Source organism: Nocardia sp. CNY236, assembly GCF_000482385.1.
Classification (GTDB): Bacteria; Actinomycetota; Actinomycetes; order Mycobacteriales; family Mycobacteriaceae; genus Nocardia.
The window spans coordinates 1-26,101 of record NZ_KI519394.1; the positions used below are offsets into that span (position 1 = coordinate 1).

The window sequence follows — 26,101 nt, forward strand, 5'->3', positions numbered from 1 at the left end:
CTCGCGCGCACAACAGCGTCACGGTCGATCGGTTCGCCGATTCGGACCGCTTCCGGACGCTCGAGCAGCGAATACTCGATATGCTCGACACCGATACCAAGATCGCCTTCCCCAGCCGTCGCGGCGGCTGGCTGTACAACTTCTGGCGGGACGCGCAGCACCCGCGCGGGCTCTGGCGACGCACGACATTCGCCGAGTACACCACCGCGGCGCCGGACTGGGATGTCCTGATCGACCTGGACGCGGTGGCCGACGACGAGGACGAGAACTGGGTGTGGGGCGGAGCGGTGGTTTTGCGCCCGCAGCAGTCCAGGGCGCTGATCAGTCTGTCGCGCGGCGGGGCGGATGCCAAGGTCGTGCGCGAATTCGACCTCGACGAGCGGCGATTCGTCGACCCCTCCGACGGCGGCTACTTTCTGCCGGAGGCGAAGTCGCAGATCTGCTGGATCGATCTCGACTCGGTGTATGTCGGCACGGATTTCGGTCCGGGTTCGCTGACCGATTCGGGGTATCCGCGCATCGCCAAACGGTGGCGTCGTGGTACGTCGCTTACGGAGGCGACACCGGTTTACGAGGGAGCGGTGACCGATGTCGCGGTATCGGCCGGGTTCGACCGGACGCCGGGCTACGAACGACACTACGTCGGGCGAGCGACCGATTTCTTCAACGAAGAGGTCTACCTACTCGAAGCCGACGACACCCTACGACGTCTGGACATCCCCAGCGACGCGAACGGATTCCTGTTCGACACGAGCGGATTCCTGGACGACGCGAGAGAACCCTGGTACAAGGACTGGCTGTTGATCCGGCTGAAATCTGCCTGGGAAGTCGGCGGCGCCCGCTATCCGGCCGGTGCGCTGCTGGCCACCGACTTCGAGGAGTTTCTCGCCGGATCCCGAGAATTCACCATGATCTTCACACCCGACGCGCGCACCTCGCTACACGGGTACAGGTGGACCGAAAACCACCTGCTGCTGGTCACGCTCGAGGACGTGCAAACCACGCTGTACGTCCTCACGCCCACCGAAAACGGCTGGCACCGTGAACCGCTGGCCGACACCCCACCGATGGCGACCACCAGCGCGCTGAACCTCGACCCACTGGAAGGCGGCGACGAATTCATGCTGACCACCAGTGGGTTCACCACCCCGACCACCCTGTTGTCCAGCACCGTCGGCGGGCGCACCGAGAAACTGAAACAGGAGCCCGGGTACTTCGACGCCGACGGAATCGAGACCGAGCAGTTCTTCGCCGAGTCCAACGATGGCACGCTGGTTCCCTATTTCGTGATCCGACACCGAGACCGCGCGCACCGCCCCGGCCCGACGATCATGACCGGCTACGGCGGTTTCGAGATATCCCGAACCCCGGCCTACAATGGCACAGCCGGCATGGGCTGGCTGGAGCGCGGCGGAACCTGGGTCGCGACCAATATCCGCGGCGGAGGGGAATACGGGCCGCAGTGGCACACCGCCGTGCGCAAAGCCAACCGATACAAGGTGTACGAAGACTTTTCGTCGATCGCCAAAGACTTGGTCACTCGGGGAATCACTACGGCCGACCAACTGGGCGCGGCCGGCGCCAGCAACGGCGGTTTGCTCATGGGCGTGATGCTGACCCGCTACCCGCAACTGTTCGGTGCGATCGTCTGTCAAGTTCCTCTGCTGGACATGCGGCGCTATCACCTGCTGCTCGCCGGAGCATCGTGGATGGCCGAATACGGTGACCCTGACAATCCAGAAGAATGGGACTACATCAGCAGGTACTCCCCCTATCAGAACACCCGCGCCGACGGTCACTACCCGCCGATTCTGCTCACCACCTCGACCCGAGACGACCGGGTGCATCCCGGCCACGCCCGCAAGATGACCGCGCTGCTGAAATCCCAAGGGCATGAGGTCTGGTACCACGAGAACATCGAAGGCGGACATAGCGGCGCCGCGGACAACAAGCAGGCCGCCTTTCAAACCACCTTGCTCTTCGAGTTCTTCACCCAGATGCTCGTCGAGCGCCGATCCGGGGTTTCGAACCAACGGTGACGATGGCGCGCGACTATCGGTCGCGCAGCCACTGCTCGATGCGTTCGACCGTGCTGGAGTAGTTCGAGCATCCAGCCGTTGTGGCCCAGCGCTTGGCGCTGTAGCCAGCTGGTCACCTCGGCGTTCGGCAGTTTGTCCAACAGATGGTCGGCAATCGTGGGCGGGGCGAGATCGTCACCGCTGACCGTGATGGACAAAACCGGAAGTCGCAGCCGCGTGATCCGCTCCTCGTAGTCGATATCCGCCCCCGATGGAAGGAAACGACCGGTACGCGCCAGCCGCGCCCAATCCGAGATCAGCACCCGGGACTGGCGGCCGAAACCGTTGGCGATCTTGTCACCGGGCCAGAAGCCTGCCAGATTCGCGGTCAACGATACCGCCGCGGGTCCCACCAGCATGCGCGTTCCCGACAGTCCGCGGTATCGCCGGTAGTACGGGATGCCGGAGGCGACCAGGATCAGGCCACCCAACCGCCCCCGGGCGCGAGCGGCGTACATCACGCAGAGCTGGCCCCCCAGACTGTGTCCGAGGAGGTATGGCGTGCTGTCCGGAAACCTCTCGTGCACCACCTCGAATATCGCCGGGAAGTCGACCGCTACCAGTTCGTGGTAGCCGAAGGTACTCGCGGAGCTCGGCTTCGGTCGGCTGTCGCCGTTGCCGCGCAACTCGCCGATCGCGACGTCGAACCCGCGCTTGGCCAACGCCCCGGCGAACAGCTCGTAATAGGCGGCCGAAACGTCCAGTCCGGGCACGACCACGAGAACCGGGCGAGGTGCATCGGGCGTGACCGGATGCCGATGCGGACCGGTCGCTGAGAACAATCGCACCGTCACCCGGGTGCCGTCGGGCATCTGGATTGGTACTGCCTGCATGTTCGCACGCTACACCGTAGCGGCGGTCGTGCCCGTTCGCCAGAATGTTACGCGCGGACTGCGCCCATGATTACCCTGCTCAAGACTCGGATTACATTGTCGAGCGGTGGTCGTGGGTCCACACCGGTCCAGGAGTCCACCACATAGTTGACCGCGCCGATGACCGCGAGCATGCGCATCTCGTAGTCGCCGGCGGGGATCTCACCGCCCACGGCCGCGTCCTCGGCGGCGGTGACCAGCAGCGCACCCCATTCACGACGCATGTCGAGGCGGAACTTCTCCACCTTCGGACCCGCGCCGACCACCTCGACCAGGGCGACGCGCGCTTTGCGCGCGTCGGAGCCGATGGCCTCGATATAGGCGCGCACGGCCGCGTCGATGATCGCGGACGCGGGTGCGCCGGACTGCGCTTCCAGCGCCTTCTGCACGGCGTCCCGCGCTTGCTGGTCGATCATCTCGTAGAGCTCTAGGAGTAGAGACTCGCGGCCGGTGAACTCCTCGTAGAACTGCCGTGAGGACAGTCCCGCGTCCTTGCAGATGGCGCCGACGGAACTATTCGCGTAGCCGTCCCGCGCGAAGACTGTCAGAGCTGACTCCAGAAAACGCGCACGCCGCTGCCGTTGCCGGTCCTCCACGGGTTGCCCGGCATACATTCGACCCGTATTCGCATCCTGTGACATCGGGGCAGACAATACAGAAGCGCTCGATCGTATCGTCATGGATCGGGCCGTTCATAGAAACCCTTCAACAAAATTGAAAATAGCTGAATATTAGCCATTATGTGATCACCTCGGCATGCAAGTTGCCCACCAATAGCCACATATCGTCCAAGGTAGGCCTCCTCGCCCTGGGACGGCATCTGTTCCTCCCAGCGATCACGCTCGACCGGATGACCATCCCGTGGGATGACTGAGAATTCGCCATCCGCTCGTCGACCGCGATCACCGATGGAAGCGCACGCGATGATCGACGACCGCGTCGACAACCCATGACGCACAACAGCTGGGCTATCGACACAGCTGGGCTATCGACCTCGAGACAGCCGGGTCCTGCGCGTCGACAAGCTCGAGGCGCTGCTGGCGCAACGCACCTACACGACAGCCGCCGACCTGGCCGCAGAGCTCGGAGTCAGCACACGCACACTGCACCGTGATCTGCAGGTGCTATCGAATCCACGACCTGCAGGTGTTGCCCACCGAATTCCGCCTGCGGCGTCCCGGCCCCTTCCTGGCTGCTGGTGAAGCAGATGCGCGAGCCATATGAGCCCGTGCGATCGTGCGATGGTTGAGTTCGCCGGGCTTCACGCGAGCGTGCCGGTGTCGAGAACGACTGGCAGCGAAACCAACCCGTGCGTGCGCCACGAGTCCCGATAGGCCAGGTCGTCCACCGTCTCGGCCAGACGGGCGTGCGGCCACCGGGCCGTGAACGCGTTCACCACAGCGTCGATCATCGCCTCGCTGATCCGCGCACCCAAGCAATAGTGCGGGCCTCGGCCGAACATCAGGCTCGGCCGTTTTCCCCGCTGTGGGTCGGTATCGGCCGCAGCCAGCGACAACAGCACGGTCGCGCCCGCGGGTACGACCGTGTCACCGACAGGTACGTCCTCGATTGCGAAGCGGCGGATGGCGAATGGTGCGGGATTGGCTTGCTCCATCAGGGCCTGCCTCCTGCACGACCATGCAGCCTGCGGCTGCTCGGGTGCGCTCAGCAAGGCGGCGAAGACGTTCCCGAGCAGATGCGCCGTGTTCTCCAACCCGGCGAGCATCAGGAGAAACGCCAGCGATACCACTTCCTCATCCGACAGCGACGAGTCTCCATCGACAGCCCGCACCCACTCGCTGATCAATCCGTCGTCGATTCCCGACCCACGCTTGTCACCGACCAGTCGCTCGAAGGTGTCGGTCAAAAATCCCACCGCGGTAACCAGCCGTCGAAGCGAATCCGGTGACTCGGCGTCGAAGCACACCATCGCGGTCGCGGCATCGCGGAGCGGCGCAAACACCGACGACGGCACACCCAGCAACCGACCGATCACGGTCGCAGGCACGGGCACACACACATCGGCCAGCAGATCGACCGGTCCATCCGCGGTGAGCGTGTTCACCTGATGGGTGGCCACATCGGTCACCATCGCATCCAGCTGAGCGACCGAGCGCCGTGTGAACGCCGGTGCGGCGAGCGCCCGGACGCGCGTATGGTCGGCGCCGTCCATGTTCAACAAATTGGCATCCAGCGACGGCGGCAGCGAAAATCCCTTGTACCCGTCTCGGGAACGAACTTTGTTCAGCGCCAACCGGGAATCGGCCAGCAAGCGAGCCACATCGTCGTATCCACCCACCACCCAGGCACGGTGACCGCCTGGCAGCGCGACCATATCCACCCGGTCCCGGAACCGTGCATGTTCGCTGACGCATCTGGCCTTCGGTACGGTATTCGAATCCGCCATGGGGCCGATCCTGCTATCTGGCCCTGCAATCCCGCAATCCCGCAATCCCGCAATCCCGCAATCCCGCCCCCCGCCGCTGGCGGCAGTTTGCCACGGTTCTGATGCGTGGCGCTCAGCAATGGGACGTCGCAGCGCTATGCTGTGCAGATGAATGCCGGTCTCCCGCTTCTTGTCAGGACGTGCTGAGCAATATTCTTCAGCACGTCGACCCCTCGCACGCGAGGGGTTTTTCCATTTCTGGAGCACTGGAGACACGAACCGACTGTGAGGGGAGAGCACAGTGAGCGACGAGGACGACTTCGACCCGAAGTTTATCGACGAACGGTGGCAGCGAATCTGGCGTGAGGAGCGGTCCTGGGAGGTATCCACTACCTCCTCGGCAGAGCGGACGGCTTTCGTGCTCGAAATGCTGCCGTACACCAGCGGTGAGCCGCACGTCGGTCATCTGAAGAACTATGCGGTGGGTGATGCGGTCGCACACTTCCTGCGCCGGCACGGCTACTACGTGCTACACCCGATGGGCTTCGATGCTTTCGGCTTGCCCGCGGAAAACCACGCGATCCGCACAGGCCGGCATCCGCGCCTGTCCACCGACGAATCGATCACTGCGTTCCGCGAGCAGTTCGACAGGTGGGGCATCTCGATCGACTGGACCCGCGCGATCGCCACCCACGAACCGGAGTATTACCGCTGGACTCAGTGGATCTTCCTCCAGCTGTTCGAGGCCGGGCTCGCCTACCGTCGTGAGGCCGCGGTGAACTGGTGCCCGAAGGACGCGACAGTGCTGGCGAATGAGCAAGTTGTCGGTGGACAGTGCGAGCGTTGCGGGGCGCCGGTGGAGCAGCGGCAGCTGGAACAGTGGTTTTTCGGTATCACCGCCTATGCCGACCGTCTGCTGGATGACCTCGATGGTCTGAATTGGCCGCCGCACGTGAAACGGATGCAGCGGAACTGGATTGGCCGCTCGGACGGTGTCACCGTACGATTCGCCACCGACACCGAGCCGATCGAGGTCTTCACCACACGGCCGGATACCTTGTTCGGCGCCACGTATCTGGCCCTCGCGCCCGAACATCCGTCGGTGGACACAGTTGTTGCCGACCACTGGCCCGCCGGTATCGACAGCCGCTGGACAGCAGGATCGTCGACGCCCGACGACGCTGTCTGCGCGTACCGCGCTGCCGCGGCACTGAAGACGGAGCTGGATCGGCAGGAAAGCAAGGACAAGAGCGGTGTCTTCACCGGTACCTACGCCACCAACCCGATCAACGGTGCTCGGATTCCCGTCTTCGTCGCCGACTATGTTCTGCCGGATTACGGGACCGGCGCGATCATGGCCGTGCCCGGGCAGGACCAGCGGGACTGGGACTTCGCTGCCGAGTTCGGCCTGCCGGTGATCCGCACCGTACAGCCGGCCGAGAACTTCACTGGCGAGGCATACACAGGGGACGGACCCGCCATCAACTCGGGCTTTCTCGACGGGCTCACGGTCGGCGAGGCGAAGTGGACAGCCATCTCATGGCTGCAGGAGCACAGTCACGGCATCCCGACGGTGACCTACAAGCTGCGTGACTGGCTGCTGTCCCGCCAGCGCTACTGGGGTTGCCCGATCCCGATAGTGTATTGCGACTCCTGCGGTATGGTGCCCGTGCCCGAGCAGTCGCTACCGGTGGAACTGCCAGACGTGAGCGACTACGCGCCGAAGGGTAGATCTCCGAACCGTTCGATGCTCTGTTCACCCAGGGAATGATCACCCGCAACGGCGCGAAAATGTCGAAATCCAAGGGGAACGCGGTTTCTCCTCGGGAGATCATCGCCAGGTACGGCGCCGATGCCGCACGCTGCTATGTACTGTTCATCGGCCCGCCCGACCAGGGCGCGGACTGGTCGGACACGGGTGTCTCAGGGGCATACCGGTTCTTGCGCCGGCTGTTTCGATTCACCGTGCAGGTCTGCGGTACCGATGCGGTGACCATCGGCGTGTCCCCCGGCCGGGACAGCAGTCTCGCGTTGCAACGCAAGACTGCGAGAACGATCCAGAAGGTCACGACCGATATGTCGGGGAAGTTCGCCTTCAATACCGCGATTGCCGCTTTGATGGGACTGACCAACGACATCGGGAGGGCGCTACAGGACGGTATCGACCTAAAGACAGCGACTTTCGCACTGAGCACAACCGCATCGCTGCTCCTGCCGTTCGCTCCCCACACGGCGAGTGAGTGCTACTACCGCCTCACCGGCGAGCACGTGTGGAAGCAGCCGTGGCCCGAGCCGGACGCGAAGCTGCTGCACGCCGAGACGGTAGAGCTGGCTTGCCAGATCAATGGCACGGTCCGGGGTCGGATCACAGTGCCGCAGGGTGCCTCGGAAGAGGCCATACGCGCGGCGGCGCTGGACCTGAGCGAGATTCGGGCGGCCATGGGCGCCCGGTCGATCGAGCGCGTCGTTGTGGTGCCGGGTCGGCTGGTCAACTTCGTCGTCGGTCGATCGGCAGCTGTGTGAAGTTGGTGATTCGTTGCGCAACCGCGACCGGAGATTCGTTGCGCAACCGCCGCTGCCGGTGGGTTACTGGATCCAACGGTGTCGCCACCGCTCCGACAACCGTTGCAGGAAAACCTTTTCCCCCTTCGGAGGCCCCCGATGGCGCCCGTGCTCACTTCGCTCGACCCCGGCTTCGGTCCCGCCTCTGGCGGAAACACGGTACAGATCTTCGGCAGCGGGTTCACCGGCGCCGGACCGTTGACCGTGCGGTTCGGGGCCACGGCAACCACGTTCACCATCGTCTCCGATACCCGGATCGACGCCATCGCCCCACCCGGCACCGGCACCGTCGACGTCACCGTCACCGCACTGGGCGGCGCCAGCAATCCGCTGCCCTACACCTACAACGGCGCCGGCCTGCTATTTTTCACCGATCTCAATCCCGGCAATGTGTATTCGGTGCCGCAAACCGGTGGCGGTACACCTACCCTGTTGGCGTCCGGTCTGAGTATTTCCACAGGTCTCGTGCGGGTCGGTGGCCTGCTCTACGTGTGCGAGTTCTCAACCGGTCAGCTATTGACGGTGCCGGTCACCGGCGGCACGCCGACCCCCCTGGTGACCGGACTGTTGCTCCCCAGGAGTGTCACCGTCTCCGGTAGCACCCTGTTCATCACCAACGGAGGCACCAGTCAGGTGGTGTCGGCACCGATCACCGGCACCGCCACCCCGACCGTGGTCGCCACCAGCCCCACCGGCGTCTTCGGAATCACCGATGGGTTGGTGTCCCAGCCGGGGGTCGTCCCGGTCGCCGCAGCACTCCTGGCAGCACCGGTGCTCACCTCGCTCGATCCGAGTTTCGGTCCCGAATCCGGGGGCAACACAGTACAGATCTCGGGCACCGGGTTCACCGGCGCCGGGCCGTTGACCGTGCGGTTCGGGGCGACGACAACCACGTTCGCCATCGTCTCCGACACCCGGATCAACGCCATCGCCCCGCCCGGGACCGGCACCGTCGGTGTCACCGTCACCGGCTCGGGGGGCACCAGCAATTCGCTGCCCTACACCTACGGCGGCCTGCTGTTCTTCACCGACGCCACTCCCGACAGTGTGTATTCGGTGCCGCAAACCGGTGGCACACCAACCCTGCTGGCGTCCGGCATGAGCACGCCCGCGGGTCTCGTCCGGGTCGGTAACCTCCTCTACATTTGCGAGCTCGGGGCCAATCGGGTGGTGACGGTGCCGATCACCGGTGGCACACCGACCCCGCTGGTGACCGGACTGTCTGCCCCTAGGGACATCACCGTCACCGGCAACACCCTGTTCATCACCAACGGAGGCACCAGTCAGGTGATGTCGGCGCCGATCACCGGCACCGCTACCCCCACGGTGGTCGCCACCAGTCCCACGGGTGTCTTCGGAATCGCGAATTGAGCGGGTCTGCCCGTCGAACCCCGTGGCCTCGACCGCTGCACGGCACGTGATCTCTCCGGTCTTTTGAGCCGGAATACTTCGCGCTCAACGAGCAGGCTCACGGCGATTGTCCCGCGACTCCTGATGGTGGGGCATGGTTTTCGATGTCGCTGACGGTGACACCCGATCACCACGTAACAGCAACGTTCGACTACGACAAAGAACCCGCATAGAGCCTGTACCCCACCTACAGTAGCCATCTCACCGAGCTGAAATGCTTTCCGCGGTCGGAGGAGAACATCCCGGCATGGCTTCGGCAGCGGATGGAAGACGAACGACTGTGCAGTGAATACCGGGCGGCCGAACAAAAAACTACGTCGATACAACCGGCGAGGAACTCGACTTCGAACCCGACCGCCGCGACATCGACACCCTCATCCAAGCAGGACTCCACGCCACCACCGAACACTTCGACGCGATATACGGACCCCTCGACCACGACTCCAACGCCGCCCGCACCGCACTGGAACAGTTCGCCGCCACGATACGACACTGACCACCATCAGGGCTGCATGTCCGGGTCGACCCGCCGCAGTGCCGACGCCAGCCACTCTGTCCGACGATGCTCGAGCGGCATTCCGGTCAGGCCGTCTGTAGCTTCCTCGATCGCTTGCTCGGCGTCCCCCAGCAAGGCCAGCACACCGCCACGTTGCACGGCCCCGAAACCCGGAGTCCACCAGTACATCGCCTCCGGCGGTGTGCATTCGGCCGCCGCCGATGCTGCCATATCGGCTGCGGACAGGGCACTGTACGCGGCATGCCTCTCCCCGCGCGCTGCCAGCAACTCAGCCTGCCGCATTCGCGCGTAAGCGGTCAGGACTGGATGTGCGCCGCGCACTGCCAGCGCTGCGTCCGACAGGCCAATAACCTCGCCGTAATCCCCTGTCGCACTCCAGGCTACGTAGCCGGCGAACCCCAGGCTGTGTACGAGTCGATCAGGATTCCCGGACTTCCGCGCCAGGTCCACCGCAGTGGCCAGGCTGCGTTGTGCGGCGGCATCTGCTCCCACCGCGTGTTCCAGCCAACCTCGGTACTGCACGACCTCGGACGCGAGTGTCGCTGCTTCGGTTCGTACTGTGCGCGCCTTGCGAACGAATTGCTCGGTCATGGAGGATATCCCGCGCGCTATCGGGAGTACCGCCAGCGCCCCGATCGCGTCCTCCACTCGGCGAATGGCCGCCAGCATCGCAGCCACATCCAACAATGCGTTGGCGTCCACAGTGGCGGGGGATCTTGTGGCAGCGGAGAGCCGCCCCAGGTCTGTTGTCCCGAGCACTCGTTCATAAGCGGTGCTCACCCCGACGGGCACGGGACGTCGACCGGTCTCGATCAACCCCAGGTATGCCTTACTGTAAAAGGTCCTCTCAGCCATCTTGCGCAGAGAGATTCCCGCCGCTTCACGAGCGGCACGTAACAGCGCGCCTGATTCCACAACGTTCAGTATGCGTGCGTTGCGGTTCGACTGAAGACGGTTGTGGACAGCAAGACGGTTACCAGCCCAAATACCTATGAATAGCGTCTATCTCAGCCCCTCTGCCGGGTAGACGGCCTACCCAGTTCGTCCCCGACGGTGGTGTGTACCAACCGGACTATGAAGGGGAGGGCCATGGACGTACCCCCACAAATCGATGACGAAGACAATCGGAAACCGGCAGCGGAACCGGACAACAATCGCCCGAGCTTGCTCCAGCACAGAGACGGGTCATGGTCGTTCCTAGGTCCCGATGGATGGCCGATCGGTCCCGAAGACCTGGATGACGAAGTGGTGCTAGCGATTGCCTCGGTATCCATGCGCGTGATGAAGGCAGTACTGAACACTGCGCGGAACAACGAGAGTCGATGAACGGCGCGTGGCTCACGGTCGGGTGGGTGATCGTGTTCTGTCTGCCGCTGGCCGTGCTACTCGCGGCGATCCTCTGGCCCGAGCGCATCCCGAAGGATCGAACGGTACAAGGGATTCGGGAAAGAATCGAGGACGAAAACACCGAGAGGTGAACGGTATTTCGGCGCCGAACGCCGGAAGCCGGCCCACCGTGGAGGTGGACCGGCTTCCGGTTCGCGATATGTGCCCAGCGGCTGGACTCAGAAGTCCATGCCGCCCATGCCACCGGTCGGGTCGGCGGCCGGCGCCGGGGTCTTCTCCGGCTTGTCGGCAACCACGGCCTCGGTGGTCAGGAACAGTGCCGCGATCGACGCCGCGTTCTGCAGCGCCGAGCGGGTGACCTTGACCGGATCGGCGACGCCGACGGCCAGCAGGTCCTCGTATTCACCCGAGTCGGCGTTCAGGCCGTGGCCCGCCTTCAGGTTGCTGACCTTCTCGGCAACAACGCCCGGCTCGAGGCCGGCGTTGAGCGCGATCTGCTTCAGCGGAGCCGACAGCGCGACGTTCACGATGTTCGCGCCCGTGGACTCGTCCCCGCTCAGGTTCAGCGCAGCCAGCGCCGGGGCCGACTGCAGCAGGGCGACGCCGCCACCGGCGACAATGCCCTCCTCGACGGCGGCCTTCGCATTGCGGACCGCGTCTTCGATGCGGTGCTTGCGCTCCTTGAGCTCGACCTCGGTCGCCGCGCCCGCCTTGATCACCGCAACGCCGCCGGCCAGCTTGGCCAGCCGCTCCTGCAGCTTCTCCCGGTCGTAGTCGGAATCGGAGTTCTCGATCTCGGTACGGATCTGCGCGACCCGGCCCTTGATCGCCTCGGCATCGCCGGCACCCTCGACGATGGTGGTCTCGTCCTTGGTGACGACGACCTTGCGCGCCTGACCGAGCAGCTCGAGGCCGGCGGTCTCCAGCGACAGCCCGACCTCTTCGCTGATGACCTCGCCGCCGGTCAGGATGGCGATGTCGGCCAGCTGCGCCTTGCGACGGTCACCGAAGCCCGGCGCCTTGACCGCGACGGACTTGAAGGTGCCGCGGATCTTGTTGACCACCAGCGTGGACAGGGCCTCGCCCTCGACGTCCTCGGCGATGATCAGCAACGGCTTGCCCGCCTGGATGACCTTCTCCAGCAGCGGCAGCAGGTCCTTGACGGTGGAAATCTTCGAGCTGACCAGCAGCAGGTACGGGTCTTCGAGGACCGCTTCCTGACGCTCCGGGTCGGTGACGAAGTAGCCGGAGATGTAGCCCTTGTCGAAGCGCATACCCTCGGTCAGCTCGAGCTGCAACCCGAAGGTGTTGCTCTCCTCGACCGTGATGACGCCTTCCTTGCCGACCTTGTCCATGGCTTCGGCGATCAGCTCACCGATGGACGCGTCGCCGGCCGAAATACCGGCGGTGGCAGCGATCTGCTCCTTGGTCTCGACCTCCTTGGCGGAGTCGAGCAGCTTGGCGGTGACCGCCTCGACCGCCTTCTCGATACCGCGCTTCAGGCTCAGCGGGTTCGCCCCGGCCGCGACATTGCGCAGACCCTCGCGCACCAGTGCCTGGGCCAGCACGGTTGCGGTGGTGGTGCCGTCGCCCGCGACGTCGTCGGTCTTCTTGGCGACTTCCTTGACCAGCTCGGCGCCGATCTTCTCGTACGGGTCCTCCAGCTCGATCTCCTTGGCGATGGACACACCATCGTTGGTGATCGTGGGGGCGCCCCACTTCTTCTCCAGGACAACGTTGCGGCCCTTGGGGCCCAGCGTCACCTTGACCGCGTCGGCGAGGCTGTTCAGACCCCGCTCGAGACCCCGACGGGCCTCTTCGTCGTACGCAATTGTCTTGGCCATTGCGTTGAGATCCTCCACATGTATATGGGGCTGACACACAGAGCGACCGCAGGTTGGGTCGCCCCAGTTACGCTGGCCAGGCTCGGTGCCCGCGACGGACGACCGAGGGTGTCGACGGAACCCGGTCTCACCGTCCCGACCTAGCACTCACAGGTTGAGAGTGCCAAAAGCCTTTTTAGCACTCAGGGATACCGAGTGCAAGGTTCGCCAGCTCGTCGCGGCGGCGTGGCGCACAGATCGTCCGCCCAGCCGGCAGGTCAATGGCGGTCGTCGACACGAAGAACCAATGCCACGAACGCATCGGTACGACGTTCTTCGGGCGTACGCGGTTCGCCATCCTCGACGGTGACGAGTTCGGCATCGTGCAGCAATAGCTCGGCTTCCACTCGCATGATGGCGCGAATGAACGGCGGCGCCACATCCGGCGGCAGATCACCGTTCACCACGTAGCTGCCATCGGGTTGGGACTCGGTGGACACATACGACAGCGCACGCAGCAAATCTGCGCGACGCTCCCCCGCCACTAGGTCGGAATCCGTTTCATCCGCCATTGCTATAGCTTAGCTGTCGGCTATTCACCGCTCCGGCGGGTCGATTCATGCTCCACAACCGGATAAAGGTGCAGCTCACAGCGCTGCTGCTACAGGAATCACGGTGTCGCTGGCGCCACGGCCGATCGGCGCTCGATAGCCTCCGCACAGATATCTCACGCCGGGTCACGGTGATCGCGCCCGAGTAGCGGGATCGATCGGAATCGGGAACCATCGGCGTCGATGCCACACACCCTCGCCGATATCCTGCCCGCCGTCGCTGCGTCGTTCGGGATCGGCGGATACGACCCCCTGGACCTCACGCCGAACCGTGACGTGGTGGTGCTCCTGATCGACGGACTGGGCGCGGAGTTGCTGGCCCGGCACCCCGACATCGCGCCGACAATGACAGCGAATGTCGCCACCACACTGACCGCTGGATTCCCCTCGACCACCGCGACCAGCCTCACCAGCCTCGCCGTGGGGGCGCCCTGCGCGACACACGGCATCGTCGGATCCAGCTTCGCCATGCCCGCATCCGACGGCCCCCGGTTGCTGTATCCGCTGCGGTGGCGGCTCGACAGCACAATCGACGCCATCGAGGAGTACCCACCCGAAACGGTGCAACGGAACTCCAGCCGCCTCCAGGACCTCGCCGTCCACGGGGTGGAGATCCACTATGTGGTCCCCGCCTACCAGCGCGCCTCCGGTCTGACTCGGGCCGCATTCCGCGCGCCGGGCACGCTGCACCCGGCCGCCGATCTCGACGAGGTGCGGGCCGCAATCCTCGAGGTGAGCGCGCGGGCAGGCACTCGATCCCGGTTCACCTATGCCTATTTCCCCGACCTCGATTCCACCGGTCACCGACACGGCCCCGATTCAGCGCAAGCGCTGGAGGTGTTGCGCGACATCGACACCTGCGTGGCCGACCTGCTGACCGACCTTCCAACCACCTGCACCCTGCTCGTCACCGGCGATCACGGGATGATCCACGCGGACGAGGTGATCGACCTGGACACTCGCAGTCGGCTCCATCAAGACGTCCGGCTGATCGGAGGCGAGGCACGGGTGCGTCACATCTACCTCGAGCGCGCCGCCGCCCTGCCCGATGTGGCCGCGCAGTGGAGCGCCGAACTGTCTACGCACGCACGGGTGGTGTCGCGCGCCGAGGCATTGGACGAGCACTGGTTCGGGCGAACCGCACCCGACCCGGCGGTGCTCGATCGCATCGGAGATCTCGTCGCCGTCGCGGAAGGTCGCAGCGTGCTCGTGTGCCCGGGCCGCGAACCGGTGGAGTCGACGATGATCGGCCATCACGGCGCGTGGACTGCCGATGAACAGTTGGTTCCGCTCATCGGCGGTCGTTGAGACGCTACTGCGCTGCCTCGACCAGTGCCTCGCGTAGAAACGCGCTGGCTTGGGCGATGGCGGCGCTCGCGGCTCGAGTACCGCGCAACGCATCGAGCATCACGAAGTCGTGAATGGCGCCCGAGTAGCGCACCGCGGTGACCGCTACGCCGGCTTCCCGCAACCGCGCGGCGTAAGCTTCGCCTTCGTCGCGCAGTACATCGGCTTCAGCGGTGATCACCAGCGCGGGCGGCAGGTCGGCCAGCTGGTCGATGGTCGCGCGCAGCGGTGACGCGGTCACCTGGGCCCGATCGGTCTCGCTGGTGGTGTATTGATCCCAGAACCACTGCATGGCGTCGCGGCGCAGGAAATAGCCCTCGGCGAACTGGTGGTAGGACGGAGTGTCGAAGGCGGCATCGGTGACCGGGTAGAACAGGACCTGCGCCCGCAAGCGCACATCCCCACGCTGCTTGGCTTGCAGGGTCAGTGCCGCGGACATGTTTCCGCCTACCGAGTCGCCGGCTACGGCGATTCGGGCGCCGTCCAGACCATGTTCGTGGCCGTGTTCGCCGACCCATTGGGCAGTGGCGTAGTTCTGTTCGATGGCGACCGGGTATCGGGCTTCCGGTGACAGCGCGTAATCGGGAAAGACCACCGCGGCGCCGGTATTCACCGCCAGCTCACGCACCAGTCGGTCATGGGTGTGCGCATTGCCGAAAACCCAACCGGCCCCGTGAATGTAGAGGATCACCGGCAGCGGACCGGCAGCTGCGGCGGGAGTGACGATCCGAACTCGAACATCGCCGGTCGGCGCGGGCACAGTGACCCATTCTTCACGAATGTCCGGTTTGGCGATGTCGCCGGACTGGACCTCGTCCACCGTCTTGCGGCCCTCGATCGGACCGAGGTCGAACAGGTAGGGCGGATTCGCTGTGGCAGCGGCGAATTCGGCGGCAGCGGCTTCCAGCACTGGGCGGGTGTGCGTGTTCACGATACTCCTCGACGTTCGGGCAACTCGATGGCAGTAAAAGTAGCGCCCATTTATATTGTGCGCAACATGAATGGGCGCAATATTGTTGTGAGCTATACAACACTCTGCGGATCTCTTCGATGCGTCGGCCGCAGCGGGTGCACATCAGGGTGGCCGACCGAATGGATCGACCACCCTGTCACAGCGATTCGCCCGGCGACTTCCATGGAGCGGGCACTGGCGAGGCCACCCTCCTGGGGCGCAACCGATCAGGGCCGGCTGGCCGAGACGGTGCTACGCACCACCTGTTCCTTCACCCAGGCCGCCGTCCGTCCGGTCAGCACCATCCGGCCCGGGGTGTCGTCGGCATGCACGAATTGGATCAGTCCGTCCCGCCGTCCCAGGCTCACGCACTGGACCACATACCGGAAACGCAACTTCGGCGGCTCGGCGCCCCGCAGCCGCGCCGCCACGACATCGGCTGCGTACTTGCCCGTAGGTAGCGCAGTGGCACAGGCCATACGCAGCTCGCGGTCGCCCGGACCCGCGACGACGGCGGCGTCACCCACGGCGTAGATGTCCGGGTGCGACACCGAACGCAACGTGGCGTCGGTCGACACCCGACCCTCGAGATCGACCGCGACACCACTGCGTGCGGCCAGATCGGGTACGCGAAAACCTGTGGTCCACATCGTCGCCCGAGCCTCGACCAACGACCCGTCCGCCAACCGCACGCCCTCTTCGGTCACCTCGATGACCTTGACTCCCGAGCGGATGTCGACCCCGAGACGTTCCAGCGTCCGCCGGACGTGCGCCTGGGCACGCGGTGAGAGCCCCGCCGCCGGTTCCTCCGCACCGAGCAGCAGCACTCGCGTATCCGGGTACGATTCGGCCAGTTCCGCCGCGAGTTCGATGCCGGTCGGCCCGGCTCCGACGACCGCCACCGATCTGGGCATCACCGCCGGCCGCCGCTCGTCTTGGGTCGCAATCGAATAGGCGTGCTCGGCTACCCCGGGGACACTCTCGACATCGGCGACACTGCCGAGTGCGTAGATCAGCGTGTCGTATTCGAGCGCGGGGGACCCGGCGAGCACCACCCGTCTACCGGTGGTGTCGATGGTCGTTGCCGTGGCGTGCTCGAACCGAATATTCTTGCGTTCCAGCAGTTCCCGCAGATCTCGCACGGGAATGTCCTGGCCAGCAGCCCGCTGGTGCAGCCGCACCCGCTCGACGACCGTCGAGTGTGCGTCCACGACGGTGATCTGCGCGCTCCGTGCCTTACGGACGAGCCGGCGGGCTGCCGCCAGTCCACCGTATCCGGCGCCGAGAACGACGATCCGATGCTGTCCGGTCATGATGTGGCTCCTTTCATCGCCGATCACCCCTCAGACCGCACAGGCCCTCGAATCCTGACAGATAGCCGCCATGAAGCGCGTCACACCAGCCGGCGCAGCCGCGCCATCGCCGGGCTCGCTACGGCGTCTACTGCTACGAGCTGGCGAAATGCCTCAGCTTGTCGGGGTTGGCGATCACGTGCAGGGCCACGACTGCACCGTCGGCCACATCGACCCCCATCACCACAAGTGGCGCGCCGTGCACCCGCGCGACCACGGCGGGCGCCGCGTTCACCTCCTCGACGGTCAATCCCAACCCGGGGATCTGCCGGCGTAGCAAGCCCGTCAGGTATCGCGCCACATTGTGCGGGCCGAGCACTGGGCGTCGAGCCGCGGAGACCAATCCGCCGCCATCGGCCGTCGCGGTCACATCAGCAGCGAGCATCCGCTCGAGCGACTCGACATCGCCCTCGCGTGCCGCTGCGAGAAACCGCTCGATCAGCTCACGAGCCTGTTCGGCCGGGATGCCGAAGCGAGCCCGCCCGGCGCGCACCCGCTGGCCCGCGCGCCGAAAGACCTGCTGTGAATTGGCTTCGGTCACATCGAGTATCTCGGCGATCTCGCGATGCGCGTACCCGAATGCCTCGCGCAAAACGAAAACCGCACGTTCCAGCGGTGTCAGCCGCTCGAGCGCGGTCAGCAACGCGAGGGAGACCAGTTCGCGTTCTTCGATCGTCTCCAGCGGTCCCAACTCACCACGCGCGGTCGCCACGGGTTCGGGCAGCCACGGCCCGGTGTAGCGCTCTCGCCGCGCTCGTGCCGAAACCAGCCACGTGCGGCACACGTTCACCACTGCGGTGGTCAACCACGCCTCTGCCGACCGGATCTGGGTACGGTCGACGCCGTCCCAGCGCAGATATGTCTCCTGGACCGCGTCTTCGGCCTCGCTCGCCGAGCCGAGCATCCGGTAGGCCAGCGCGAACAACCGGGGCCGACGCGCCTCGAACTCGCGCAGTCCATCCTGCTCCATAGTCGCCTCCTACACGCCCGCCGAAATCGCCCCGACCGCGCTACGTCCGCGACCGCCGGTGGATACCGAGCGTGCCGCGATCAACCGTAACGTGGACGTCGTCGGACCCGAGTCGCCCGGCTAGAGCACGTCATCCGGCGGTGACGTCCCGTTCTGCCGTCGCTGGCCCGGTCGCCGCAACCGCAACCGGGCCGACGACCCACGAATCGCCGGCCGCCGAGCCGCTTCCAGGCGCCGGTCCGCGCGACGCTGGGCACGGCGCTCGGCAGGCTTGTGCTGCCAGGTCTCCGGACGGGCCGCCACCCAACGCTGGGAATACCAAGCGAACGGAATATGCCCGAGGTACAGCGCAACCAGCACCAACAGCAGCATGATCGGATAGGTGACCAGTGCGGCCGCCGCGAGTGCGACCAGCACCAGCAGCCCGGCCGCCGCCTGCGGCGCCACCGACACCGACTTCATCGCCAAGGTGGGAATCGTGCTCACGCACAGCGCGGCCACGAACACCGTCCATGTGACCACTCCGTAGAAGGTGACCCACCAGCCGTCCCCGAATTGCACGAACAACGCCACCGGCACCATTGCGATGAGCGCACCGGCCGGTGCGGGAACGCCGACGAAGAACTCTCGCGCCCAGTCCGGTCGGGTGTCGTCGTCGACCAGGGTGTTGAACCGGGCAAGCCGCAGCACGATGCTGACCGCGAACAGCAGCGCGACGATCCACCCCACACTGTTGCTGTCGAGCAGGCTCACATACAGAACCAAGGCGGGCGCCACGCCGAAGGAGATCGCATCCGCCAGCGAATCCAACTCCGCGCCGATCCTCGTGGTGGCGGCCAACATCCGGGCCAGTCTCCCATCGAGGGTGTCCAAGACGGCCGCAGCACCGATCATCGCCAGCGCGATATCGAACTTGCCGTCCAAACCGAACTTCACCGCCGACAACCCCGCGCACAGCGCCAGAATCGTGACGATGCTCGGCAACAGCCGGATGGTCCGCCGCCGCTGAGTGGGCATCGCCGCGTCCATTACGCGTCAGCGGTGGAGCCGAACGCGGCGAGTACGGTCTCGCCGCCGATCGTGCGCTGGCCGGGCAGCGCCAGCGGTTCGGTGCCCGGCGGGAAATAGGTGTCGACCCGGGAGCCGAAGCGGATCAGTCCATAGGTGTCGCCGATCGTGAGCACGTCGCCGACCTGCGCGTCACAGACGATCCGCCGGGCCAGCAAGCCGGCGATCTGCACCACCACGATCTGCTGTCCATCCGGGGTCTGCAGCACCATGCTGGTGCGCTCGTTCACGGTCGAGGCCTCGGGCAGATCGGCCGAGCGGAATTGCCCCGGCTGATGCAGCACCGCGCGCACGGTGCCGGAGACCGGAGTGCGCTGCACATGCACGTCCAGCACGGACAGGAAGATGCTGATCCGCGGCAGCGGTCGATCGCCGAGCCCCAACTCGGCGGGCGGGATGGCGGTATCGACCAACGCGATCTCCCCGTCGGCAGGGGCGACCACGACGCCCGGCCGGTTCGGCGGCACGCGATTCGGGTGGCGGAAGAACAGTGCGCAGACCGCCGCGATCAGCAGCCCCGCGCGACGCACCCACCGACGCTTCGAACCGACGAGCGCGATCGCGAGCGGCGCGGCGACGAAGGGGAGCCCAGCGGGATGCAGCGGTGGGACCGTGTGGCGGACCAGGTCCGCGACGTGGGCGACCCTGGTCCGTTCAGGCGTGCCGGGCGGGGTGGGACGGCGGGCCACAGGCTCCTCTTTCGTGCTCGATGCAGACGGTCGCGCCCCCTCAACGATTGAACCGGCGCTAGCGCTCACACCTTACGGGAAAGTGGCCCGAGGCAGGGGGGTCAACTTCGGACACCGCGTCCGGTGACCAACCTGACCACATACAGCAGGACGACCGCACCACCCAAGCAGGTGAAGAAGCTGAACCACAGGCCACCGCCGGCGACATCGACACCGAGCAGCTTCAACAGGAAGCCGCCGAGCAGTCCGCCGCAGATCCCGACGACGACATTGAGCAAGATGCCCTGCTGAGCGTCCGTCTTCATGATTTTGCTTGCGATCCATCCGGCAAGACCGCCGATGATGATCCATCCGATTATCCCGAGACCGAGCATGGGTGTCCTCGCATCACTGATCGGGCCACGCCGCGGGCTGCACTGGTCGAGGTACGCCGCGGGCAGCGGCGGTGTACTTCGAGGAATACCCAGCGATAGTCGAAATACGCGGGTCGGATCGGCTACTCTCAAGTTAATATGAGGGTGCCTCATGTACGTGGGCGCGTAAACATCGAGACCGGCACCCACGAATATGAATGGATGAAGGGTTCGGTGCTTCGGGAAAGACCCGGCGGCTGCGCCGCAGGTACATAGGAGACACAGATGGCTGCTCGTATCGCCCAGACTGTCGGGGCAGAGCACACGGCAATTCTCGGGCTCGGCGTGTACCGCCCCACCCGAGTGGTCACCAACGACGAGGTCGCAGGTCCGATCAACTCGAGCGACGAGTGGATTCGGACCAGGTCCGGCATCAAGACCCGGCGGTTCGCCGACGAATCGGAAACCATCCAGAGCATGAGTGTCGCGGCTGCTCGCGGCGCACTGGAGTCCTCGGCCGTTGCGGTCGACCAAGTCGATTGCGTGATCGTCGCGACATCGACGCACTTGTTGCTCACCCCCGCCGCGGCTCCACGCATCGCTACCGACCTCGGCATGAACGGTGCCGCGGCCTTCGATGTGTCGGCGGGCTGCGCGGGCTTCTGCCATGCGCTCGCACTGGCTTCGGATGCGGTTCGGACCGGTACCGCCGGGCACGTCCTGGTGATCGGGGTGGAGAAACTCACCAACACCGTCGACCCGACCGATCGCTCGACGGCATTCCTGTTCGCCGACGGCGCGGGGGCCGTGATCGTCGGCCCCTCGTCCGAACCCGGTATCGGTCCCACCGTATGGGGCTCGGACGGCACCCAGCACCACGCCATCCGGCAGAACAAGGACTGGATGGAGTTCTTCGCCGAGATAGACGAGAAGGGACTGGACGCGGTTCGGCCCTATATGGCCATGGAGGGCACCGCGGTGTTCCGTTGGGCGGCGCATTCTTTGGAGAAAGTGTGTCGCGATGCGATCGACCGCGCTGGTCTGGAGCCGGAGGACCTGGATGCATTGGTCCCCCACCAAGCCAATGGTCGCATCATCGAGATCATGGCCCGGGTATTGAAATTGCCCGAACACTGCGCACTGGCCACCGATATCGAACATACGGGCAATACCTCGGCCGCGTCGATTCCGCTGGCCATGGAATCGTTACTGCGTGAAGGAAAATCGCGGCCCGGCGACACAGCGCTGCTGATCGCCTTCGGCGCGGGTCTGTCCTACGCGGCCCAGGTCGTGCATCTGCCCAACTGGCGGTAGCGGCTCACAGCGGACGCCAGGATCAGGCAGCGGCCTCGACAGCCTGTTTGATCTTCTCGAGAGTGCGGTTCATACCGCGAGTCAGCGTGTCCTCCATGGAGGGTTCACTGCCGAACACGACCGGGGCCGTCGTGCGCGAAAACCACGAGATGCCGTTGGGCGTGTCTCGCCGTTCGATCAGCCGGGTACCGGTCTCGGTCGGCTCGAGGGTGTAGCTCCACACGGCGCGGTTCTCGTTGATCCGAAAAGCGAACGCACGGTTCGGCTCGTACCGCACGACGCGCGCGGTCGTCGGCCAGAACATTCTGCCATCGCGATTCAGATTGAGTGTCCAGGTACCTGCTTTGAGCGAACCGATCTGGACCATCCGCACGCATTGCGGACTGAATTCCGGCATCCGCTTCAGGTCGGAGACGACCGCCCACACCTGCTCGGGCGGCGCGGAAATGTCGATGGCGGCTTCGAGATTGTTCGGCAACACTGCCTCCGTGACCCAGGCGACGGACCGACGATCATCCGCCCGAACGCGATTCGATGACTCGGTCACATTCTAGCCGGGGAGACGGTTTCGTCACGTTTTCAGCGCTTGTCCGCAGGCCGATGTAATGGGCGGCGCACAATGACAGATAGATGAAGCATCAGATACTGCCTCCACTCTTTCGGTATCCCACACGAGGTGACCGGCCGTGAAATTGCTCTCCCTGCTGCATCGTCGACCTGCGAAGCAGGTTCCGCTCCTGCCCGCCATCGACCCGGACACCGGGCGACGTGCCCGCCGCAGGCCGACAGCTCCGCACGGGTCTCACTCGGCCGGCGCCGAAGAACTCTTGGAGCGACTACTCACCCCCACCGAACTCGATCTCGTCCTACACCATCGGATCTGAACTCGTCGCCGGGCGTGGACGACGGCCGGAGCCGGCCGCATGCCGACGAACAGCGCTGACGTCGCCGCCATGCGACCGGATTCGACCGACGACCGGTCCGGTGCCCGTCCTTCGGAGCACGATCGGAATTCGGTTCCCGATCAGGGCAGCACTTGAGGCACGACCTCTGGCATGAGCGTGCCGACGATGGCACCGATGACCGCGCCGCCGATCGCACCCTGAATGGCGCCCATGACAGCGAACGGCACAGCACCGATGACGAGCAACGGCAGCCCAGCAATCGCGCCGCTCAACGCACCGACCGCCGCGCCGATCCCGGCGCCCGCCGCGGCGCCGTTGGCAACCGGGTCGGAATTCACCGCATTCGGATTCGTTGCAATGTCAGCCGGGGCACTGGCAGCAATCCGTGCGGCCTGCTGAGACGGCACATGCGGCGCCGCAACGGCCGACCCCGAAGCCTCCGCCAGCACCGGCGCCAACGACACCGCCGACACCGGCGCCAACGACACTGCCGACACCGGCGCCGAAGCCACCGCCGACACGGCAACCGCTGGCTCCAACACCGTAAGGGCGGCCTCCGGCGTCGCGTCGACGAAGGGCACCTCGAAGGACGCGGGTAGGCTCGTCGTTCCGGGCGAACCGGAGGCCACCGATACCTGCGCCTCGGCGGCCAATGGCTGGGCCTGCGCCGTGCTCGCTGCAATACCGGCAGCGGCAACGGGCAACAGAACGACGATGCTCAACTTCCGCAACTTCACGTCAGAATCCCCTCGGAGAATGGGCCGGCCATTCGGAACCGGCCGTTCGGAGCCTGGTCGATACGTGCAAGCGACTAGCGCGCACGACTTCGGGGATCCGAATCCACAGTCCACACTCTCGTGGCGACCGAGTAGTACATGCCGAACCGCAGGACCGGACACCCTCGTGCGCGGGAACCACTGCGGGATCGAGCGAATACCCCACATCACAGACGATGCCGTCTGCGCGGCAGAACGTCTCGCCGACGGAGCATCATCGACCGTGGCCTGATGCCGGTCTTGCCTCGAACCGCGCGGACACCCTGATTCCGGGGAAAGACTAGCAAGACGATATCCGTCCGTCGGCGAGGCGCGCCCGAATCGATATACAACCGCTGCCAGGGTTGGGCCGAAACGTGCGCGCGTGACCTCCGGTGTGCCACGCGGCAGAATGACACCGTGGCAGAACTGGAGCTCACCGCCAGACTGAACCCTTCCGCCGCGGATGCCCGGCGTGGCGTGGTGCGGCTACACCCGGAGGCCCTGACCGCGCTCGGGCTACGCGAATGGGATGCGATCACGCTGGTGGGCTCACGACGCACGGCAGCAGTGATCGGTTTCGCGGGCCGTGGAACGCCGGCCGGAACCGCACTGCTCGACGATGTGACGCTGTCCAACGCCGGGCTCCGTGACAGTGCGCCCGTGGTGGTCGGTCCCGCAACGGTTTACGGTGCGAAACAGATCTCGGTGAGTGGATCGGTCCATGCCACCCGCACGATCCCGGCCGCGACCTTGCGACAGGCATTGCTCGGCAAGGTGGTGACGGTGGGTGACGCCGTCTCGTTGCTGCCACGCGACCTCGGCCCGGACATCGATGCCACCGCGGCGACCCAAGCGCTGTCGCGGACTTTCGGTATCGCGTGGACCACGGAACTGCTCACCGTTACCGCTACCGACCCTCCGGGATCGGTGAGCGTGCAACCGAACACCGCAGTGGTGTGGGGCGCGGGTGCGGTCGCAGCGCGAGACGCTGCCGACCGTGCGGCGGCCGGGACACCGATCCCGGTGGGCGAGGCATCGCGCGGAGCCACCGAGGCCGCCGCATTCGGCACAGCGGCGCGCACCAATGCCGCCGCAGCCGGCCGCCGAGCGGCGATCAGGGACGCCGCCCCGCGAATTTCGGTCGAGGATCTTGCTGGGGTCCGCAGCCAGGCCGCGAAACTCACCGAATGGCTCGCTCTCGCCCTGGACGAACCCGAGTTGTTGCGCACACTCGGCGCCCGGCCGCATCTCGGTGTACTGATCACCGGACCCGCCGGCGTCGGCAAGGCGACCTTGGCCCGAGCGGCCATCTCGCCACGGCGAGTGGTGGAACTGGACGGTCCGACCATCGGCGCCGCCGACAGCGGTGCACGACTGCGTGAGGTTGCCCAGGCAGTGGCCGATATCGGCTCCGGCCAGGGAGGCGTGCTGCTCGTCACCGACATCGACGCCCTGCTGCCCGCGACGGCCGAACCGGTCGCCACGCTGATCCTCGACCAGTTGCGCGCCGCGATCGCCGAACCCTGTGTGGCGCTTCTCGCCACGACCGCCCATCCCGCCGAGATCGACCAGCGACTACGAGCGCCCGACCTGTGCGACCGCGAACTCGCACTATCGCTGCCCTCGGCGGCCGTCCGGAGAGCACTTCTCGAGCAACTGCTGCGTCGGGTACCGACCGACATGCTGAAACTCGACGAGATCGCCTCGCGTACACCGGGATTCGTGGTATCCGATCTGGCAGCGTTGTGCCGGGAGGCCGCGTTGCGAGCGGCATCACGAGCCAGGGAGCAGGGTGAGCCATTGCTCACCCAACCGGATCTGCTCGGGGCACTGGAGGTGATTCGCCCGCTGTCGCGATCGGGTATGGAGGAACTCGCCGTCGGTAGTCTGAGTCTCGACGATGTCGGTGACATGGCCGCGACGAAGCAAGCGTTGACCGAGGCGGTGCTGTGGCCGTTGCGCCACCCCGATTCGTTCGCCCGCCTGGGCATCGACCCACCGCGCGGCGTGCTGCTCTACGGCCCCCCGGGCTGCGGCAAGACTTTCCTGGTGCGCGCGCTCGCCGGCAGCGGCCAACTCAGCGTGCACGCGGTCAAGGGCGCCGAGCTATTGGATCGGTGGGTGGGCTCCTCGGAACGCGCGGTACGAGAACTGTTCCAGCGGGCACGTGATTCCGCCCCGTCGCTGATCTTCTTGGACGAAGTGGACGCATTGGCGGCTCGCCGCGGCCAGAGCGGCGACAGCGGCGTCGGTGATCGGGTGGTCGCGGCGTTGCTCACCGAACTCGACGGGGTGCAACCGCTGCGCGACGTCGTGGTCCTCGGCGCGACCAATCGACCGGAACTGATCGATCCGGCGCTGCTGCGGCCCGGCAGGCTGGAACGATTGGTCTTCGTGCCGCCGCCGGATGCCAGCGCCCGACGGGAGATCTTGCGCGCCGCGGGGCGGACGGTACCGCTGGCCGACGACGTCGATCTCGACGCGCTCGCACACGAACTGGACGGATTCTCCGCCGCCGACTGCGCCGCATTGTTGCGCGAGGCGGCGCTGGCCGCCATGCGCCGAGATGTGAATGCCGCCGAAATCACCGCCGCCGATGTTCGAGCGGGCACGGCAGTCGTGCACCCGTCGCTCGATCCGCTGCAGATCGAGGCGCTGCGCCGGTACGCGCACAATCGCGGGCACACGGCCGGTACCGACAGTCACTACCTGTGAATTCTCGCTGAGAATTCACAGCGAATCAGGGGCAAACGCTGCACCGGGCATAGCCGTGAGTATGTTCGACAA

At 65.7% G+C, this 26,101-nt stretch carries 23 protein-coding genes and 1 pseudogene; 10 read left to right on the plus strand and 14 right to left on the minus strand.

Translation table 11 applies throughout. The features are described from left to right. Positions 1 to 2,039, plus strand: a 2,039-nt coding sequence (locus K940_RS30020) for a prolyl oligopeptidase family protein (RefSeq protein ID WP_036530002.1), incomplete at its 5' end; no start/stop codon positions are given. Between the two features lie 13 nt (positions 2,040 to 2,052). Here the strand turns inward: K940_RS30020 and K940_RS30025 are convergent. Then, a pseudogene (locus tag K940_RS30025) lies at positions 2,053 to 2,911 on the minus strand (alpha/beta fold hydrolase). 47 nt (positions 2,912 to 2,958) lie between these two features. Beyond that, positions 2,959 to 3,591, minus strand: coding sequence for a TetR/AcrR family transcriptional regulator (locus K940_RS0122945; RefSeq protein ID WP_028479385.1), 633 nt, complete (start codon positions 3,589 to 3,591; stop codon positions 2,959 to 2,961). A gap of 369 nt (positions 3,592 to 3,960) precedes the next feature. On the opposite strand from K940_RS0122945, the gene K940_RS34200 reads away from it, so the two are divergent. Next, the gene (locus K940_RS34200) at positions 3,961 to 4,152 is read left to right on the plus strand and encodes a helix-turn-helix domain-containing protein (protein WP_155981098.1); all 192 of its coding nucleotides are present in this window, start codon (positions 3,961 to 3,963) and stop codon (positions 4,150 to 4,152) included. 59 nt (positions 4,153 to 4,211) lie between these two features. On the opposite strand, the gene K940_RS30030 is transcribed toward K940_RS34200, so the two are convergent. Beyond that, positions 4,212 to 5,357, minus strand: a complete 1,146-nt coding sequence (locus K940_RS30030; protein ID WP_051407477.1) for a cytochrome P450 — start codon at positions 5,355 to 5,357, stop codon at positions 4,212 to 4,214. Positions 5,358 to 5,637: 280 nt separating this feature from the next. On the opposite strand from K940_RS30030, the gene leuS reads away from it, so the two are divergent. The 3 genes from leuS (at position 5,638) to K940_RS34045 (ending at position 9,269) form a co-directional block, all read left to right on the plus strand. After that, entirely contained in the window at positions 5,638 to 7,107 is a 1,470-nt protein-coding gene (gene leuS, locus K940_RS30035) for a leucine--tRNA ligase (RefSeq protein ID WP_051407478.1), read from the plus strand. Positions 7,108 to 7,127: 20 nt separating this feature from the next. Then, positions 7,128 to 7,859: a class I tRNA ligase family protein gene (locus K940_RS33800; RefSeq protein WP_231390486.1), complete on the plus strand. Its 732-nt coding sequence runs from the start codon at positions 7,128 to 7,130 to the stop codon at positions 7,857 to 7,859. Between the two features lie 138 nt (positions 7,860 to 7,997). Further along, entirely contained in the window at positions 7,998 to 9,269 is a 1,272-nt protein-coding gene (locus K940_RS34045; protein ID WP_051407480.1) for an IPT/TIG domain-containing protein, read from the plus strand. 541 nt (positions 9,270 to 9,810) lie between these two features. Here the strand turns inward: K940_RS34045 and K940_RS0122975 are convergent. Next, on the minus strand, positions 9,811 to 10,740 hold the full coding sequence (locus tag K940_RS0122975; protein ID WP_196812340.1) for a helix-turn-helix transcriptional regulator: 930 nt from the start codon (positions 10,738 to 10,740) through the stop codon (positions 9,811 to 9,813). Positions 10,741 to 11,147: 407 nt separating this feature from the next. On the opposite strand from K940_RS0122975, the gene K940_RS32685 reads away from it, so the two are divergent. Further along, positions 11,148 to 11,303, plus strand: a complete 156-nt coding sequence (locus K940_RS32685) for a hypothetical protein (RefSeq protein WP_155981077.1) — start codon at positions 11,148 to 11,150, stop codon at positions 11,301 to 11,303. Between the two features lie 87 nt (positions 11,304 to 11,390). Here the strand turns inward: K940_RS32685 and groL are convergent, their stop codons facing one another. Both groL and K940_RS0122995 read right to left on the minus strand, forming a co-directional pair. Beyond that, positions 11,391 to 13,016: a chaperonin GroEL gene (groL, locus tag K940_RS0122990; RefSeq protein WP_028479389.1), complete on the minus strand. Its 1,626-nt coding sequence runs from the start codon at positions 13,014 to 13,016 to the stop codon at positions 11,391 to 11,393. A gap of 257 nt (positions 13,017 to 13,273) precedes the next feature. Continuing rightward, positions 13,274 to 13,567 carry a hypothetical protein gene (locus K940_RS0122995; RefSeq protein WP_028479390.1) on the minus strand — a complete coding sequence of 98 codons (294 nt, stop codon included), beginning with the start codon at positions 13,565 to 13,567 and terminating at the stop codon, positions 13,274 to 13,276. 222 nt (positions 13,568 to 13,789) lie between these two features. Here K940_RS0122995 and K940_RS0123000 point away from each other — a divergent pair, with 222 nt between their 5' ends. Next, entirely contained in the window at positions 13,790 to 14,914 is a 1,125-nt protein-coding gene (locus K940_RS0123000) for an alkaline phosphatase family protein (RefSeq protein ID WP_028479391.1), read from the plus strand. A 4-nt stretch (positions 14,915 to 14,918) separates the two neighbouring features. On the opposite strand, the gene K940_RS0123005 is transcribed toward K940_RS0123000, so the two are convergent. From K940_RS0123005 to K940_RS0123030, 6 genes are all read right to left on the minus strand, one after another. Then, complete coding sequence (locus K940_RS0123005; protein WP_196812341.1) at positions 14,919 to 15,884, minus strand: alpha/beta hydrolase; 966 nt, start codon at positions 15,882 to 15,884, stop codon at positions 14,919 to 14,921. 248 nt (positions 15,885 to 16,132) lie between these two features. After that, a complete protein-coding gene (locus tag K940_RS0123010; RefSeq protein WP_028479393.1) occupies positions 16,133 to 17,218 on the minus strand; it encodes an NAD(P)/FAD-dependent oxidoreductase in 1,086 nt (361 codons plus the stop codon). A 133-nt stretch (positions 17,219 to 17,351) separates the two neighbouring features. Beyond that, on the minus strand, positions 17,352 to 18,227 hold the full coding sequence (locus K940_RS0123015; RefSeq protein ID WP_028479394.1) for an RNA polymerase sigma-70 factor: 876 nt from the start codon (positions 18,225 to 18,227) through the stop codon (positions 17,352 to 17,354). Positions 18,228 to 18,347: 120 nt separating this feature from the next. Continuing rightward, positions 18,348 to 19,244 (minus strand): phosphatidylcholine/phosphatidylserine synthase, encoded by an 897-nt coding sequence (locus K940_RS0123020; protein ID WP_155981078.1) that lies wholly within the window; start codon positions 19,242 to 19,244, stop codon positions 18,348 to 18,350. A gap of 11 nt (positions 19,245 to 19,255) precedes the next feature. Then, complete coding sequence (locus tag K940_RS0123025; RefSeq protein WP_028479396.1) at positions 19,256 to 19,984, minus strand: phosphatidylserine decarboxylase; 729 nt, start codon at positions 19,982 to 19,984, stop codon at positions 19,256 to 19,258. A 101-nt stretch (positions 19,985 to 20,085) separates the two neighbouring features. Further along, positions 20,086 to 20,358 carry a GlsB/YeaQ/YmgE family stress response membrane protein gene (locus K940_RS0123030; protein WP_028479397.1) on the minus strand — a complete coding sequence of 91 codons (273 nt, stop codon included), beginning with the start codon at positions 20,356 to 20,358 and terminating at the stop codon, positions 20,086 to 20,088. A gap of 264 nt (positions 20,359 to 20,622) precedes the next feature. Between K940_RS0123030 and K940_RS0123035 the strand changes: the two genes are divergently transcribed. Then, entirely contained in the window at positions 20,623 to 21,651 is a 1,029-nt protein-coding gene (locus tag K940_RS0123035; protein ID WP_028479398.1) for a beta-ketoacyl-ACP synthase III, read from the plus strand. 22 nt (positions 21,652 to 21,673) lie between these two features. On the opposite strand, the gene K940_RS0123040 is transcribed toward K940_RS0123035, so the two are convergent. Continuing rightward, on the minus strand, positions 21,674 to 22,129 hold the full coding sequence (locus K940_RS0123040; RefSeq protein WP_028479399.1) for an SRPBCC family protein: 456 nt from the start codon (positions 22,127 to 22,129) through the stop codon (positions 21,674 to 21,676). 208 nt (positions 22,130 to 22,337) lie between these two features. Here K940_RS0123040 and K940_RS0123045 point away from each other — a divergent pair, with 208 nt between their 5' ends. Further along, a complete protein-coding gene (locus K940_RS0123045; RefSeq protein ID WP_028479400.1) occupies positions 22,338 to 22,535 on the plus strand; it encodes a hypothetical protein in 198 nt (65 codons plus the stop codon). 140 nt (positions 22,536 to 22,675) lie between these two features. Here the strand turns inward: K940_RS0123045 and K940_RS32690 are convergent, their stop codons facing one another. Then, on the minus strand, positions 22,676 to 23,293 hold the full coding sequence (locus K940_RS32690) for a hypothetical protein (RefSeq protein ID WP_155981079.1): 618 nt from the start codon (positions 23,291 to 23,293) through the stop codon (positions 22,676 to 22,678). Between the two features lie 438 nt (positions 23,294 to 23,731). On the opposite strand from K940_RS32690, the gene K940_RS0123060 reads away from it, so the two are divergent. Next, positions 23,732 to 26,029 carry an AAA family ATPase gene (locus tag K940_RS0123060; RefSeq protein ID WP_028479402.1) on the plus strand — a complete coding sequence of 766 codons (2,298 nt, stop codon included), beginning with the start codon at positions 23,732 to 23,734 and terminating at the stop codon, positions 26,027 to 26,029. Positions 26,030 to 26,101 lie beyond the last annotated feature (72 nt).

Coding starts and splice junctions, on each gene's coding strand:
- K940_RS0122945 (WP_028479385.1), bottom strand. CDS start 3,591: ATGTCACAGGATGCGAATACGGGTCGAATGTATGCCGGGCAACCCGTG.
- K940_RS0123035 (WP_028479398.1), top strand. CDS start 20,623: ATGGCTGCTCGTATCGCCCAGACTGTCGGGGCAGAGCACACGGCAATT.
- K940_RS0123015 (WP_028479394.1), bottom strand. CDS start 18,227: ATGGAGCAGGATGGACTGCGCGAGTTCGAGGCGCGTCGGCCCCGGTTG.
- K940_RS0122995 (WP_028479390.1), bottom strand. CDS start 13,567: ATGGCGGATGAAACGGATTCCGACCTAGTGGCGGGGGAGCGTCGCGCA.
- K940_RS32685 (WP_155981077.1), top strand. CDS start 11,148: ATGAACGGCGCGTGGCTCACGGTCGGGTGGGTGATCGTGTTCTGTCTG.
- groL (WP_028479389.1), bottom strand. CDS start 13,016: ATGGCCAAGACAATTGCGTACGACGAAGAGGCCCGTCGGGGTCTCGAG.
- K940_RS0123030 (WP_028479397.1), bottom strand. CDS start 20,358: ATGCTCGGTCTCGGGATAATCGGATGGATCATCATCGGCGGTCTTGCC.
- K940_RS0123020 (WP_155981078.1), bottom strand. CDS start 19,244: ATGCCCACTCAGCGGCGGCGGACCATCCGGCTGTTGCCGAGCATCGTC.
- K940_RS33800 (WP_231390486.1), top strand. CDS start 7,128: ATGTCGAAATCCAAGGGGAACGCGGTTTCTCCTCGGGAGATCATCGCC.
- K940_RS0123010 (WP_028479393.1), bottom strand. CDS start 17,218: ATGACCGGACAGCATCGGATCGTCGTTCTCGGCGCCGGATACGGTGGA.
- K940_RS30030 (WP_051407477.1), bottom strand. CDS start 5,357: ATGGCGGATTCGAATACCGTACCGAAGGCCAGATGCGTCAGCGAACAT.
- K940_RS34045 (WP_051407480.1), top strand. CDS start 7,998: ATGGCGCCCGTGCTCACTTCGCTCGACCCCGGCTTCGGTCCCGCCTCT.
- K940_RS0123000 (WP_028479391.1), top strand. CDS start 13,790: ATGCCACACACCCTCGCCGATATCCTGCCCGCCGTCGCTGCGTCGTTC.